General features: G+C 40.6%; 9 protein-coding genes and 4 pseudogenes. 8 read left to right on the forward strand and 5 right to left on the reverse strand.

Annotated features, from left to right (window positions below; all coding sequences use genetic code 11):
• Positions 1-402: 402 nt before the first annotated feature.
• Both KNO91_RS13445 and KNO91_RS13450 read right to left on the reverse strand, forming a co-directional pair.
• Positions 403-1,740 carry a murein hydrolase activator EnvC family protein gene (locus tag KNO91_RS13445; RefSeq protein ID WP_029336183.1) on the reverse strand — a complete coding sequence of 446 codons (1,338 nt, stop codon included), beginning with the start codon at positions 1,738-1,740 and terminating at the stop codon, positions 403-405.
• A 307-nt stretch (positions 1,741-2,047) separates the two neighbouring features.
• Positions 2,048-3,589 (reverse strand): N-acetylmuramoyl-L-alanine amidase, encoded by a 1,542-nt coding sequence (locus tag KNO91_RS13450; RefSeq protein ID WP_081828362.1) that lies wholly within the window; start codon positions 3,587-3,589, stop codon positions 2,048-2,050.
• A 384-nt stretch (positions 3,590-3,973) separates the two neighbouring features.
• Here KNO91_RS13450 and KNO91_RS13455 point away from each other — a divergent pair, with 384 nt between their 5' ends.
• The 7 genes and pseudogenes from KNO91_RS13455 to KNO91_RS13485 all read left to right on the forward strand — a co-directional run bounded on the left by KNO91_RS13455 (position 3,974) and on the right by KNO91_RS13485 (position 10,007).
• Complete coding sequence (locus KNO91_RS13455; RefSeq protein ID WP_029595508.1) at positions 3,974-4,648, forward strand: thioredoxin domain-containing protein; 675 nt, start codon at positions 3,974-3,976, stop codon at positions 4,646-4,648.
• Positions 4,645-5,064, forward strand: coding sequence for a disulfide oxidoreductase (locus KNO91_RS13460; RefSeq protein WP_029336179.1), 420 nt, complete (start codon positions 4,645-4,647; stop codon positions 5,062-5,064). Before KNO91_RS13455 ends, KNO91_RS13460 begins: the two co-directional genes overlap by 4 nt.
• Before the next feature lie 420 nt (positions 5,065-5,484).
• On the forward strand, positions 5,485-5,823 hold the full coding sequence (locus KNO91_RS13465; protein ID WP_029336177.1) for an ArsR/SmtB family transcription factor: 339 nt from the start codon (positions 5,485-5,487) through the stop codon (positions 5,821-5,823).
• 23 nt (positions 5,824-5,846) lie between these two features.
• Complete coding sequence (locus KNO91_RS13470) at positions 5,847-6,788, forward strand: cation diffusion facilitator family transporter (RefSeq protein ID WP_029336176.1); 942 nt, start codon at positions 5,847-5,849, stop codon at positions 6,786-6,788.
• Positions 6,789-6,912: 124 nt separating this feature from the next.
• A complete protein-coding gene (locus KNO91_RS13475) occupies positions 6,913-7,728 on the forward strand; it encodes a ZIP family metal transporter (protein ID WP_029336175.1) in 816 nt (271 codons plus the stop codon).
• Between the two features lie 321 nt (positions 7,729-8,049).
• Positions 8,050-8,943: pseudogene (locus KNO91_RS13480) on the forward strand (arsenic resistance protein).
• 212 nt (positions 8,944-9,155) lie between these two features.
• Complete coding sequence (locus tag KNO91_RS13485) at positions 9,156-10,007, forward strand: cation diffusion facilitator family transporter (protein ID WP_029336174.1); 852 nt, start codon at positions 9,156-9,158, stop codon at positions 10,005-10,007.
• Between the two features lie 497 nt (positions 10,008-10,504).
• On the opposite strand, the pseudogene KNO91_RS13490 reads toward KNO91_RS13485, so the two are convergent.
• Positions 10,505-11,629: pseudogene (locus KNO91_RS13490) on the reverse strand (heavy metal translocating P-type ATPase); the annotation flags it as partial.
• Here KNO91_RS13490 and KNO91_RS13495 point away from each other — a divergent pair.
• Positions 11,621-12,376 (forward strand): annotated as a pseudogene (locus KNO91_RS13495) (IS3 family transposase); the annotation flags it as partial. The pseudogenes KNO91_RS13490 and KNO91_RS13495 overlap by 9 nt on opposite strands.
• 704 nt (positions 12,377-13,080) lie before the next feature.
• On the opposite strand, the gene istB reads toward KNO91_RS13495, so the two are convergent.
• Together istB and istA are read right to left on the reverse strand one after the other, a co-directional pair.
• Positions 13,081-13,839, reverse strand: coding sequence for an IS21-like element helper ATPase IstB (gene istB, locus KNO91_RS13500; protein WP_214818381.1), 759 nt, complete (start codon positions 13,837-13,839; stop codon positions 13,081-13,083).
• Positions 13,836-15,375 (reverse strand): annotated as a pseudogene (istA, locus tag KNO91_RS13505) (IS21 family transposase). The gene istB and the pseudogene istA overlap by 4 nt, the downstream one beginning before the upstream one ends.
• Between the last annotated feature and the right edge of the window lie 325 nt (positions 15,376-15,700).

A 15,700-nucleotide genomic window follows, 5' to 3' on the forward strand; every position in this document is an offset into this window, starting at 1 on the left:
GTAACCTAAGGTTCGTCTCGACGTATATTGCCAGTTGAAGGTCATCAAAGGAGAGAAGAGTCTGTACTTCAAGATTGAATCGATTAAAGATTGTCTACCCATCCATATCGTTTTTAATATCTACATAGTGAATGTGTATGTCGCACCTGAGATTGTATTCCCCAGGCACTCGTAGGGGGGTGGGGGCACGAACGAAAGCTCATCCTAACTTTCTGAAGTTTTTCTTGCGAGTCAGTTAGCGTTTGGTCACCGAGACTTTAAAAGCTTTCGGACATAAAAATCGCCCCATAAAAATTAGATTATCAGGTCCAACTTTTACGGGGCATCTAATATTCTGTGGTCTAAATATTAAGTGATTTACTGAAGTAATTACATAGTGTTAAACAATTTCGCCTCTGAAATTCAGAAAAATTGGGATGGGTTGACTGTATTCCCTGCACTTGTAGCTGAGTACGAATAGTTTCCTCGATGGACTTCAAAGTGTAAATGAGAACCGGTCGAATTTCCGGTACTCCCCATCGCACCGATGTTCTGTCCTCGGGTCACACGTTGTCCGGCGGAAACGGACAATGAGCTCATGTGAGCATAAAGGGTAGTCCAAACTTGACCGCCTATGACATGCGTAATGATGACATGATTTCCATAAGGTCCACCCCAGCCTGCTCGAGTTACAGTTCCTGTTTGAGCAGCCATAATAGGAGTTCCTACTGGTCCAGCTGTATCTAGTGCATTATGGAAGCTGTAGCCATTGGCCCCGCCTGCTGGACCCCATCCTTGGGTTACGATACCTGAGGTTGGACGTTGAAAAACTCCGCCACTTGTTGGAGAAGCGAGTGAATCCGTAGTCTTTGAAGTGTTTACCACTTTCTCAGAGTTTGGTGATTTTTCGAGAGAGGCTTTATTCTCGCTGATTTCATTTTTTTCGGCACTTTTTGCTTCTGCAGCTTTACGCGCAGCCTCTTTGGTACGAATTTTAGCTTGTTCTTCAAGCCTTTGGGCTTCAATCTCTGCTTGAATTGATTTTTCTTGTTCTTGAAGCGTCGATTCCATTTGTTGCAAGCTTACCAATTTAGATGTGAACTGGATTTTTTCGGCCTCTAATTTTTTTATTTGAGCAGCCCGCACTTTAATTTTGCCGTTCAATTTTTTCTGACTATTCTCTAGCTCTTCTTTTTGACTAATAAGCTTATCTTTTTCAGTGTCCAATTCAGCTTTAGCAATTTGAAGCTTATTTTTTGTTGATTGATATTCTTTGAAAAGTTCTTGATCATTTTCTTGAATCGTCCCTGCGGTGATCATGCGTGAAACCAGATCACCAAAGTCTTTTGAACCAAAAATAAATTCAGCCCAGTTTATAGAAGAACCACCGTTTTTTTGCATCGTGACCATGCGTTCTTCCATCAATGTCTTTTGAGAGCTCATTTTTTTCTGGAATTCTTTAATTTGAGTTTGAATCTGAGCAATTTTCTTTTGGGTTGTCCGAATTTCAGCCTTCTTCTGGGTGACCTCATTGATAATATCCTGTAACTCGGATTCCAAGTCATTCAGTTTCTGTTCTTCGAGTGTGATATCTTGTTCACGCTGCTGAATTGACGTATTAGCTTTACGTTGCTCTGTAGAATTTTGCGCTTGCTTCTGCTGGATATTTTTTTGTTTTTCAGTCAAGTTTAAAGCGTAAGAAGGGGATGCGCTTTGAACTAACATAACACCAAGTAAAGTTGAAGCTATAATTTTTTTCATGGTAAACAATGTTGTTGCCTCCGTAACTTATCTCTATTATAAAAAATGCGTTGCTGGATAAAAGTATTCGTATCATGATTAAAACTCGAACCGGAATCATTGTATCAATATTACTTCACCATCTATATTTCTATTTCTTTTCATTTCTATGTCAGTTGTTCTTTTGAGTTTATTGTCATTCGAGTATATCAAGAGAAATACTTATAATGCCATTTTGATGAGGAAATGAATGATGACCACTGAATTTAGGACATTTTGTCTCAAATTCAGTGGTCAAATCGTTTGTTAGTATTTGTTTGGTGTTTATTTAGTAGTAACTCTTCATAAATTTATCAATTCCTTTGGCGGTTGCTTTGATCATGTTACTTCCCGACATATAGGAGCGATCTACTGAGTTAGCAATAAAGCCATATTCGATGAGAGTAGAAGGTACCGTGTTTCTTCCTACCACATAGACATCTTGTCGCTTAACGCCTCGATTTTTAAAATCTGGAACGTTCATGGCGATTTCTTGATTAATTACTTCACCTAATCTGCGGCTAGCGTTCGCATATGGATTTGTGGTGTACGCGCTAGAAGTAGGGACGAGTGCTTCATGACCTGTAGCGAAAGAAGGTGAAGAATTAATGTGGACGCTTATGAAAGCGTCAGCATCAAGCCTTTCTGATAGATTGGTCCGCTCAACAAGTGACAAGTATCTATCATTTGAGCGCGTTAGTTTCACTTCATAAAGCTCATAGTTTTTCTTTAGTTCGTCGGCCACACGATTAGCAATGTTTAGGGTGAGTACTTTTTCTTGAACTGTACCGTTTGAAGTCACTGCACCAGCATCTCCCCCACCGTGTCCAGCGTCAATTAAAATCACGTGTTTGTTAGCTGGAATCACCGGTGATTTTATAGGAGTTTTTCCGGTAAATGGTTGCACAAAACCAGATGATACGTAACCGACTTGATTGTTATATCGCACCTTGTACCAACTGGCGCTTTTCGATATGACAGAAATCGAAGTGCCTGAGGGAATTGTTGTCAAAATAGATCCGTAACGACTCGCTTGGTTACGTAAATTAAGATTTTCGATAGTAATATATGTTGGATAAGTGGATAAAGAATCCCCCGGTGCCACTTGCACTATATAATGTCGAGCAGGTGTGAATCCTGTAATACCGTTATACATAACTTTTAACCAAGAACCCGTTGTGCCCGATTTTCCTAGTACAGTCACTTCAGTAGATGCTGGAATCGTAATAAGGACCTTTGAGTTCACTAAAGACATGCTTGAGCGAATCTCGGTCGTTTGCTTACTTCGTGACTTCATAGCCGAGGGCGATATGGTTACATACTGACTTGCCACATAGCCTTGAGTCCCATTGTATGATACTTTATACCAAGGGCCTGAGGCAGCATGGTACATTAGTGGGCTGGACTTTGGGATAGTCATTAAAACGGGTGATTTGACAGATGGGCCCTTACGCAGATTTAGTGAAGTTTTAGTTTTATATATTGTGTTTATTGAACTGACTGAATTTTTAGGTATAGGTTTTGGCGTCACGTACTTCGTTGAGACATAACCGATTTTTGAATTAAATGAAACTTTAAACCAGGATTTATCTTCTCCATATACACCTATCTTCTTAATGGTTTTTCCTTTTGGAATCGTCAAAAGGACTTTGCTTTTTGAAGAGAACGAGGAACGCAAATTCAAATTTTCAGTTGTTATGAATAGAGATTCCTCTGCATGTACGACGTTTAGGACGTTAACACTAGTTAAAAGCTTAAAGGGATAGAAAAAAGAAGTTAATAAAGCCAAGGAAATTACTAAGCTTATTCGAAATTTATGTTTAGACTTCATAATAGACTCCTCATATGTAGTTTTTTTGGTTGTAAAGACCCATGAATGGTTTTTTACTATCTGTATGGTACTTATCCTTTAAATATTAGTCATTCTATGCAACGATTATTGGCTTTCGTCTATCTACAGTTAAAAGTTTTCTTGCCCTGTTTTAAAATGCACTATTATTAAGGGGAATAGACGTATTTTAAGAAATAAATTGGCCCTCCTTTCATCTGCATAAAAGTTTAGTTGCATGAATGTGTTAGAATGTAACTTGTTTGACTCATAGATTTCGTTTTTAGAAGTCCATGGATTCAATGTTGAAAAACTAAGGATACTCTAGTATTTTTAGCTATAATTCTGATAAAAGAAATAACGAATTTATAAAAGAGGTGAATTGTTTTGAAAACTAATCAACTATTGACTATTTTTACATCCGTATTAGTAATTGCAGTCTTAGCTTTTTTATTTTTAAATGATCAAAGTTCCGAAAAATCAAAGACTAAAATTGTTCAAGATGAAAAGATATCAGTTAATAATCAACCTACAATAGGTAAAAAGGAAGCGCCGATATCAATTGTAGAATTCGGAGACTATAAATGCCCTTCGTGTAAAGAGTGGGGTGAAACAATCTATCCTCAACTTGTAAAAGATTACATTGAAAGTGGGAAAGCTTCCTTTAGTTACATTAATGTTTTGTTTCACGGAGATGAGTCCACTTTAGCTGCCCTTGCATCAGAATCTGTTTACAAAAATCACCCAGAATCATTTTGGCAATTTCACAAAGCTATTTATGAAGCTCAACCTGACGTGCAAATACACGATAATCCATGGGTTACGGTGGAGAAAATGGAAGAGATTGCGACGAAGACTGTCCCTTCTCTAGATTTAAATAAATTTAGAGAAGACCTATCAAGTCGTTCTTCTAGATTAGAATCAGTTAAAATGGATGCGGCGCTCGTAGAAAAATACAATGTTACACTGACCCCGACGATTGCAGTTAATGGGGTCATCCTTGAAAATCCATTCGACTATACCTCTATAAAAAAACAAATTGAAAAGGAGCTAACCCAATGAGCGCTTCAGTAATAAACCGATATGGACTGTACCTCGCCTGGGTTGTTTCAATTACTGCAGTACTTGGAAGTCTATATTTTAGCGAAATTCGTGGTTTTATACCTTGTGAACTCTGTTGGATTCAACGTATCTTTATGTACCCAATAGCTTTGATTCTTGCAATTGCAGTTTTCAGAGAAGATAGCTCAATCAAATTTTATGTTCTCCCTTTATCAATAATCGGATTCTGTATCTCTTTTTACCACTATCTTGTACAAAAGGTGCCCGGCTTTTCGGAAGTCAGACCATGTGAACAAGGAGTTTCCTGTAATGCACAGTACATTGACTGGATGGGTTTTATCACAATTCCGTTTTTAGCGTTGACCGCCTTTTTTCTGATTACAGTCATTCTTGGACGAATCAGTACCAAACAGTAGTTTTTGATTTGGATTTGAAAAATGAAGAACTAATTGTATCAAATTGGTATGCTTACTAAAAAACAGCTTTGATTTAGAAAAACATGAAAAGCTTTTTGAAGTTGGAAAATAGATTAGACAATACCCAGTAAATAATTCAATTGACGTTTTCTTAAAACGTTAGTGTACTATATTGATTTTTTGAAAAAGCGTGACTACCTATCGAGTATGAGATCTAACTAGCTCTCTAATAGGTAGTTTTTGTATGGCTAAAAATAAGAAATAATCGCAAAACCAGAGAAAGTATCTCAAATCTTCAAGTATGTAGAGCTGATAGAATAAATGTTTTTTAAATTAAGTGTTGACGGCACAGCAAAAGTCTAATAAGTTATATATGAACATATGAACATGTATAGTTATCATGAGCGGAGGTACTGACTTATGGATGAACCGATTGAAGATACTACAGAAAATGAAATAGAAATAGGGGCGCAGATTGACGATGAGACTCTATTTATTGTATCTCAGACGTTCAAGGCACTTAGTGACCCGACAAGAATTAAAATATTAACCCTGCTATGCACAAAGGAACATTCGGTCAACGGAATAGCTGATCTTCTTAACTTAAGTCAATCAAACGTGTCTCATCAGCTACGTTTTTTAAAAAATCTTCGACTTGTCAAGTTTAGAAGAGAAGGAACTACTCTATTTTATTCAGAAGATGATCACCATGTCATGAACTTACTAAGACAGGCGATTGAGCATGCGAAACACCACTAAATATAGTAAGGAGAGTTAATCTTATGGCACATAATCATGCACATGATCATTCTCATACCTCTAACAAAAAGATTTTGATCATTTCATTCTTTATTATTTCGGCATACATGGTTGTAGAGGCGATTGGAGGGTACCTTACAAATAGCTTAGCACTTTTAGCGGACGCAGGTCACATGCTTAGTGATGCGGCTTCGCTCGCTATTGCATTACTTGCCTTTAAATTAGGTGAACAAATAGCGAACAATCGTAAAACGTTCGGATATAGACGCTTCGAGATTCTAGCAGCTGTTTTAAACGGGGTCACACTCATACTGATTTCCATATATATCTTTTATGAGGCCATCAATCGATTTATTCAACCACCTGAGGTCGCATCCGTAGGAATGTTAATTGTTAGCAGTATTGGCCTTGCTATAAACCTTCTTGTTGGATGGATTATGTTAAGAGGTGCAGACGTAGAACATAATTTGAATATGCGAGGTGCTTATCTACATGTTGTAAGCGATACGTTGGGTTCAGTCGGTGCAATACTGGCAGCGCTTCTTATCATGGCATTTGGATGGAACTGGGCAGATCCGCTCGCAGGAATCATTGTAGCGGGACTTGTTTTACGAAGTGGTTATTTCGTGACGAAATCCGGATTGAACGTATTAATGGAAGGTGCACCACAAAACGTTGATGTCGAAAAGGTTCTTCAAGTCATTCACAACAAGGAGGGGGTACGGAGTATACACGACTTTCATCTTTGGAGTATCACAAGTGGAATGAATGCACTCTCATGTCATGTTGTCGTTGATGGTAATTTACAAATCTATGACAGTGAGAATCTACTTCAAGAAATTGAACACGATTTAGCACATCTGAACGTTCAACACTCTACGATTCAATTCGAAACTCTTTCTCATCCTCACAGCGATGAATTGCTTTGCAAACTGAAGGTAGGGGAAGTAGTACATCAACATTAAAAAAATCACCTGTTGAGTAGGATTGACAATCAAGAGGAGGAGACAGCAATGCTGATTTTGGATAATAGTTACTTAATTTTGAGCATGTATAGAAACTCGATTTTTGGCAACGGAGTTTTGATAGATGATTGAATATATTTCTTCGTTAGAACCCCTTACTCAAGCATTGCTGGGTACTTTATTCACTTGGGGGATGACGGCGCTTGGTGCCGCGTTAGTGTTTATGACAAAATCAATGAATCAAAAGCTAATGGATGGGATGCTCGGTTTTGCTGGAGGAGTAATGATTGCCGCTAGTTTTTGGTCATTACTCTCACCTGCAATTGAGATGGCGGAACAAGATTCTCTTCCGGCGTGGTTACCAGCTGCAATCGGTTTCTTACTTGGAGGATTCTTTTTATCAGGTGTTGATAAAGTGATTCCACATCTGCATCCCACTTCACCGATGGATGAGGCTGAGGGTATAAACCCTAAGAAGAGAAAGCGGAGCACGTTACTGGTGTTAGCAATAACATTGCATAATATTCCAGAGGGACTTGCCATAGGCGTTGCATTTGGAGCAGTTGCAGCAGGATTCCCTTCATCATCAATCACGGGAGCTATCGCGCTGGCAATCGGAATCGGCATACAAAATTTCCCTGAGGGTGCTGCTGTGTCAATGCCATTGAGACGAGATGGATTATCTCGTCGTAAAAGTTTTTTCTATGGCCAGTTATCTGGTATGGTTGAACCGTTCGCGGCGTTGGTAGGAGTAGTAGCAGTACTCATAATGGAGCCTTTACTTCCGTTTGCGCTAAGCTTTGCTGCAGGAGCAATGATTTTTGTTGTAGTGGAGGAGGTAGTCCCAGGATCTCAAGAAAATGGAAACAAGGACTTGGCTTCTGTTTGTTTAATGTTTGGCTTTACAATCATGATGATTTTAGATGTGGCTTTAGGCTAAAATAATTATTTTTTTAATGGTTATCACTTTATTTTTTGACTGATATATATTCAAGATACTAACTATATTCGGAAGTGTAAATAATGAGCCTTAATTATATTTACTTTCAGTCGGTATTTTTACTGTTGGATAAATAAAAATACTAGAAGAAAAAATATAAAACCTCTTGCCCTGGCAATTAAAATCGTGGAGTTATCTATTTCATTCTGAAATTTCCTGAAAATTTTGGGGGTGATTTTGATAGAGAAGGAAAGCAAATTCGGAATTCAAGTGCTAGAGAAGGTGGAAGCCCACCAAGTCAGTATATACATCATTTTTTTGATGTTGGCAGTAATCTTTGGTCTATTGAATACAGAAGCTGTATATCTCGATATTTTTATTTCTCCCCTTTTAGGAGTTTTGATGTATGGGATGTTCGTTCAAATTCCGTTTCTGAAATCGAATGGATCTGCTACAAACATGAGGTTTGTGGTAGCTCTTTTATTAGGAAATTTTGTTGCCGTTCCTTTAATAGTTTAGGTTTTGGTTATCATATTTCTTCAAGATTCATCACTAATGCTGGGGGTGTATTTGGTGTTGTTAACACCGTGCATCGACTATGTGATTGTTTTTACAAAGATGGGAAAGGGAAACGAATCAATATTGTTAAAAGTAACACCGATTCTTTTAATTTTACAGACGATACTCTTACCCATATATTTATTCGTATTATTAGGAGAAAAGGCTATTAGTATCGTTAGGATGGGTCCATTTCTAGATGCATTTCTATTTTTGATTTTTATACCGCTTCTATTAGCGATAATGACACAATTGTGTTCTAAAAAGAGTTCTTTAGGTAATCGTATCATGAAAATGCCGCCATGGATTCCCGTTCCATTTATGTCTTTTGTACTTTTTGTGGTAGTTGCCTCTCAAATTAGGGAAGTGTATAGTGACCTCGGGACATTAATAGATGTAATACCAGTTTATATTTTATTTCTACTTATCATACCATGGGTGTCAAAGTCCCTTGGTAAGTTGTTCAAACTAGATATTGCTTCAAGAAGAGCAATTACATTTAGTATGGGAACAAGGAATTCACTTGTAGTTCTTCCATTAGCATCTATATTACCAGAGCCCCTATCAACACAAGTAGCTGTAGTGATCATTTTACAGACCGTTACCGAATTGTTCGGAGAAGTCTTATATATAAAATTAGTGCCTAAATGGTTCTAACAAATTAGATACATGTATTTAATTTCGCTTTCAAAAATTACGTCCTTCGATTGTTTATTAAAATATTAAGAACTGCGCTTAAGTTCTCAAGTATGCGTTGTTTACAATCAATAGGCAAAGAAATTTATTATATTGCAGAACGCTAGAGACCAGTATTATTCTAACAACTAACCTTTTTAAGGATGGACTACCAAGTGAGGAGAGATCGAACAATGGCGAGTACTGATAAGGCATCAAAAAATATCAAACTAGCATTTATAATTAATCTTGTTTTCTCGATTGGTGAATTTATCGGGGGATTTTTGATTAATAGTGTTGCAATCATGTCGGACGCCATTCACGATTTAGGTGATGCTCTTGCATTGGGCCTGTCCTGGTTCTTACAAAAATTTTCGAACAAAAAACCCGATCATAACTTCACTTTTGGATATAATCGTTTTTCCCTTTTAGGAGCATTAATAAATGCGACAATATTAATAATTGGATCTGTATATATTTTTACTCAAGCAATTCCTCTACTGTTTGAACCGGAGCATTCTAATGCACAAGGAATGATTTGGTTTGCAATTTTTGGTGTGCTTTTAAATGGTTTTGCGGCATTCCGTCTACACAAAGGAAAATCAGTAAATGAGGGAGTACTATCTTGGCACCTTTTAGAAGATGTTTTAGGTTGGATTGCCGTTCTTGTAGTAGGGATAGTTTTACTCTTCAAGGATATACATATACTTGACCCCATCCTATCAATTGCTATTGCGTTGTTTATATTAGTGAATGTGTTTCGTAATTTAGTTAAAACAATGAAAATACTTTTAGGTGCTGTCCCTGATGGTATTGACATCGATGAGGTGAAGCAAAAGATTGAAGGTATTGAAGAAGTGATTTCTGTTCAAAACCTATATGTCTGGTCAATTGATGGCGAAGATAACGCCATGAATTTACACTTAATAGTAGAAGAGATGAATCTAAAGGATTCAACTATTGTTAAACAAAAAGTCAAAGAAGTGACTTCAAAACTAGATATTAAACATTCTACAATAGAGTTAGAATCAAAAAAACACAACTAAAGAAATAAGTCATCCTTGCACCAAATCCACACTGAGGTTCGACATATGAGTAAAAATTCTATACTTCATACCGTCTGATACCAATAAATACTTTTCTACGTGCAAGGAAACTGAATATCGAATGAGGGTATATTTAGAAACCCCCTCATTCGTTTTTTTTTTGAACACTATCGAAATTTCGTCTCTTAAAATAGGATGTATTCGAATGAATGAATGATTCCAAAACGAACGTTCAAATATTTAGATTTAATTGTCATAGTTTAGTAGACCTATCGACCGGATTTTCTTTCCATACTTCGGAGAATATTCCGGTCAATGAATAAGGTTCGGCCTCGATTAAAACTGTCTGATGATAAAAAAGTTGACAATGAAACCTAAAAAGATGACTCGGGAACAATACCGAAGTCATCTTAAAGCCGTCTTAAAAAACAGAGATCATTTATTTTTATCATACCCAGTACAAATTCGAGGATATAAAAATGAATATTTTTGTTTTTTTATTCTTTGACATTCATCAGTCTTAAACTGTTCAGTGCTACCAGAAGAGTTGCCCCCATATCGGACATAATAGCTATCCATAGGGTGAGCCAGCCCGGGATGACCAAGAGTAATGCAATCGCTTTGATACTGATAGCGAACGCGATGTTCACTTTGATAATATTTAGGGATTTTCGGCTCAATTTTATCGTAAACGGTAGTTTGCTCAAATCGTCGCCCATCAGGGCGACATCTGCTGTTTCCAAAGCGGTATCCGTTCCAGCACCACCCATGGCAATTCCAACAGTAGAGGCAGCGAGTGCCGGAGCGTCATTTACGCCGTCCCCGACCATCGCGACATTGTCGTACTCAGCTCGCAAGCGTTTAATGACATTTAATTTATCCTCTGGCATCAATTCTGCCTGGATTTCGTTGACGCCAACTTGCTGGCCGATAGCTTTGCCTGTCCCTTTGTTGTCACCCGTCAGCATAATTGTCTTTTTAATACCCATATCATGTAGTTTCCGGATGATTTCTTTGCTGGATTCCCGGACTTCGTCGGCTACGGCGATAACCGCCAATATGCTTTGTTTCGTTCCGATAATCATCGAAGTCTTACCTTGCTGTTGCAGAGCCGTTACGGTTTGGTCCAGATTATTATCAATACTTTCAACACCTAGCTCGTTAAAGAGAAGCGGGCTTCCGATAAAGTAGGTGGTGCCGTCTATCGTTCCTTTAATGCCTTTTCCTGTGATGGAAGAGAAGTCCTCAACTCTGATAGAGGTGTAAGGTATGTTTTCCTCGTCCGCTTTTTTCATGATGGCAGAGGCCAACGGATGCTGAGAACGATATTCCAATGCCGTCACGATAGAAAGCAGTTCTCTCTCGTTTACCTGCTTGTTCGTGATTTTAAAGTCTGTGACGACAGGTACACCTTTGGTCAGGGTACCGGTTTTGTCAAATGCAATAGCTTTCAGCGCGCCCATTTCTTCCAGGTATACGCCGCCTTTAATCAAGACCCCTTTTTTGGCAGCATTACCGATGGCGGAAACAATCGAAATCGGCGTCGAAATGACTAAGGCACACGGGCAACCCACTATTAGAACCGCCAATCCTTGATAGACCCAGGTTTCCCAGCTGGCATCTCACGTGCGGCCTATTACAAATGGTTGAACCGCACCGTATCGGTGCGTCAAGAAGAGAACGAGAAGCTCCTGGAGGACATTCGTCTACTCTATGACCAGGCGAACCGTACATACGGCTACCGTCGGGTCACGATGACAATCAATCGGCTACGCAGGCAACAAGGTCTGTCCACGTTCAATGAAAAGCAAGTCTATCGCCTGATGCATATCCATGGGATCCAATCGATCATCCGCGGGAAGCGGAAGAGACATAAGAAGTCGATGCCACAGCATGTGGCCGAGAACCTGATGAACCGAGAATTCGGTGCGTCTCGGCCGGACGAGAAATGGTGCACCGACGTCACCGAGTTCAAATATGGTACCGGGAAGAAGGCGTATCTGAGCGCGATCATCGACCTGTACGACGGATCGATCGTCGCCTATCGTATCGGAAGGTCCAACAACAACGGGATCGTCTTCCAGACGATGATGCCAGCCATCGCGGGGCTCCGTCCAGGAGCGCGTCCGATGATCCATAGTGACCGAGGGCTCCAATATACCTCGAGAGGGTTCAAACGTATGGTGAAAGACGCAGGACTAATCGGCAACATGTCCTGAGTTGGTCGTTGTCTCGACAACGCCCCGATCGAGAGTTTTTGGGGCACTTTGAAAGTCGAGATGTACTACTTGCGTGAGTTCCAGGTCTATAGCGAACTCACGTCGGCCATCGAGACCTACATATCGTTCTACAACCATGGTCTACTCTAGAAACGACTAAACGGCTTGAGCCCTGTCGAATACAGGTCTCAAGCCGTTTAGATTGGTTTTCATTATTTGCCCTGTCTACTTGACGGGGAGCGGTTCAAATCGCAAAGGGCGATTTGGTTTGTCAATAGCCTGACTAATCGGGCGAATGGTGTTTTTGTGTTCAAAAATGAGACCATACCCTTATTCTTCTCCCGATTTTTTTGAAGTTTTCCCACCGTCTGCTTGCATGTTTTACGCGGTCTATATCCAATTGCTTGAATCTTATCGAATGTATAGGTCACTTTTTACTTGATAATTGGGAGCAATGATTTTCTTTTTTTGCGGCAATGGCTAATCTTACACGGGAATTGCGATTGTCTACATTCTGTTTTATGGCGTGGTAGACTTCTCCGTCTATGCCTTGTAATAAAACTATGTAAATCATTTCTAATAAATTATCGGTATGGACCTAAGGAACGGAGTCATCAAGGTGAACCCATGTCACATTGTCGAAGTTCAGCATGCGTTTAATGTGATCGCCACCCCATAAGAATTCGTTTCTGCACAGATGGCACCAAACCTTAGAACGACAATAGGTAGACCTTTGTCATTATAAGCGGATAGGGTTTGTTCAGAAAGGATTTTAGTGGAGATATGTTTCTGGGTGGTCATATGCGAGGGTGTAGACGTCAAGTTGATTTTGACACTTTTTGCTCGTTTGCCTTTTACACTTCTGCCGAAAACAATGATTCTCGGTTCCTCATCCGATGACTGTCGTCATCACTATGTATGATTTCGACGCGATGGAGTAAGCGGTCCAGTATCGCAGTCGTGATGCCCTGGTCCCCGATCAATTCGCCCCATTGATCGGGGCTTTTGTTCGAGGTCAGGATGATCGAGCTGCGCTCATAAAGGTGGTTGACGAGATGGAAGAAGAGATTGGCTTCTCGTTGGCCCATCGCCATGTACATCAGGTCATCGATGATGACCAGGTCCGAATCTCGCAACCTTTTTAACTGGATCTTCGACTTGCTTGAGAACTCTTCACTTTTTAATAGTTGGACGAGTTCGCCCATCGTGACGAAGTATACCTTGAACCCGTGGTTGACCGCCTCGATTCCCAGCCCCACAGCCAAAAACGTCTTTCCGACGCCCGGAGGGCCCAAGAGGATCAGGTTGTACTGTTGTTCGAGCCAGTTGAGTTGTTTCAACTGCTTCAGCTGTCGGGCGGTTAGTGCGGTCTGTTCCACTAAATTGAACTCCGAGAGGGATTTGATGAACGGGAATCGGGCCCACTTCATTCGTCTTTCCAAACTTTTAGCGTCTCGTTTTGCGCGTTCATGGTTCGTGATGGCACTTAGAAATTCGATATACGTCCAGGAGGCCATTTCGGCCTCTCTCAAAATCTGTGGGAGGGCGTCAGCCGTCTCGGCGAGACGAAGCTGCCGAAAGTCCTGTTGTAACTCGGAAACGCTTTGACTCATTTTGCCGTCACCCCTTTCAGGATGTCGGTGTAGGCTTGGATCGGCCTCGTTGCGACCTGTATCCCGGATTTCTTCGGACGTTCGGTATCGGGTTTTGTATCACACCCATCGTCCGCGAGGATCGCGAGATAGTGGACCACGTCCCGGAAATCGTTGGCGCTGAACAGACTCTCTTGCGAACACTTTTCCAGTGCTATCGTTAAGTGATTAGGATACATGGTCGCGACGTCCCTAATGATGTTGAACTGGTCACGTCGGTATCTCGGGTAACGCTTTGAGAGCTACCCAGATAATCGGACGCCGCCCCTCTGTCCTCGAAATAGGTGAGGACCTGTTGCTTCAGTTCTTCGATTCCTTTGGAACGATCCCGAAGGTGGTCACGGCTTTGAATCAGTTTTCCGCTCTCTTTGCTGACCCGGTGGTCTGCGATCACTTCTCCCTCGGGAGATTCGCGAATCAATAACCGTTCCTGTTCGGTCACCTCGAGGAACACCACCTTCTTCTTGACCGATGAGTAGGTCCCGATTGGGACGGTGTAACGGTTTGAGCGATAACGGATTGTGTTGTCCTTTCTGACGTTCCTTGCTATACTTTCGGTACGGATACTTTCGAAAGAGAGTAGCGATAAGACCGGTTGTAAGTGTTGTTTTTCGACGGAGAACACTTCAGCTGGTCTTTTTTTCGTTGTCTGATGGACGTTATGATTTCCAGTCCTCTCCAACCATCTCATGGAACGGTGGTTCCAATCCTCGATATGCCGGTACACTCGGCTGTCCGCGAAGTTCCGTTTGATGTACTTCACGACGTTCTCGATCATACCCTTCGACTCCGGGTCGGCCCTGCGACATAAATGAATCTTGAACTTCCGTTCGTTCACGTAGGCTTGAAACTCATTGGTCAATAGGACGTCACCTGCGTTCTCGTTGATTGCGATGAGGTGATCCTGGTCGTAGACGATTTCAGAAGGGCGCCCACCATAAAATTGGAACGCATTTTCGTGGCAGTGAATGGTGTCCTTGGTGGTGAACGGTCGTTCTCTCCATTCGGCATATTTCATCCGAGAGTGCGTAAGTAAGAACGCGATGAAATAAAGCTTTATCATTTTTCCATCTTTAGTCCGTTGTCTGGTCTCACCCCAGTCCACCTGTATTTGCTTGCCCATCGGTTGTTCTGGGATGGCCTCGTAATGGCGGACGACCCTTTTCTTTTCGATCTGATAGATTTCTCGGATTTCATTCACGTATGTCCTGACCGTGCTCGATCCGACCGACAGGTCGGGATATCTTTCAAGTAACCAGTCATGTACTTGTGCGCTGCTCAAATGCAGATACTCCTCCAACCATGCAATGATCCAGTCTCGGTAGGCATCGAGCTTCTTCTTTCGTGAACAGGCTTTCTCGTCAAATTCATGTAGGGCATCTTCATATGTCATCTTCAGGTACTTATATACCGTCGGTCTCGATATTTTTAGTGCTGTGCGATTTGAGCCACTTTCATGTTTTGCTGATACATTTGATGAATCTTGATATGTAACACTAACTTTTCCTCCAAATCCATTCCCTCCAGATAAAATAGCCTCAACTACTCTATCGGAGTTCTGTTCTGATTTTTTGGCAATAGTGTAAAATCGTATCGAGCAAAAACTGTCAATTTTATTCTAGCGTTCACAGAGGGATGAAGAATCGTCTAGGTATAGTGAACTCGAGACATAATTTCACTAGGAAAGACACTCTTTTTTGAATGAAGAGTGTCTGAGCTTGTTCACGAGTTGATGCGACGTCATCGTCATCTTTTCCATGACATGAAGTAAAGTTGAGAAAAAACAAGGTCGATTTCGTGGAAACAGATAGCGCTTTCGTTA

The organism is Exiguobacterium sp. s59 (assembly GCF_018617475.1).
Classification (GTDB): domain Bacteria; phylum Bacillota; class Bacilli; order Exiguobacteriales; family Exiguobacteriaceae; genus Exiguobacterium; species Exiguobacterium aestuarii.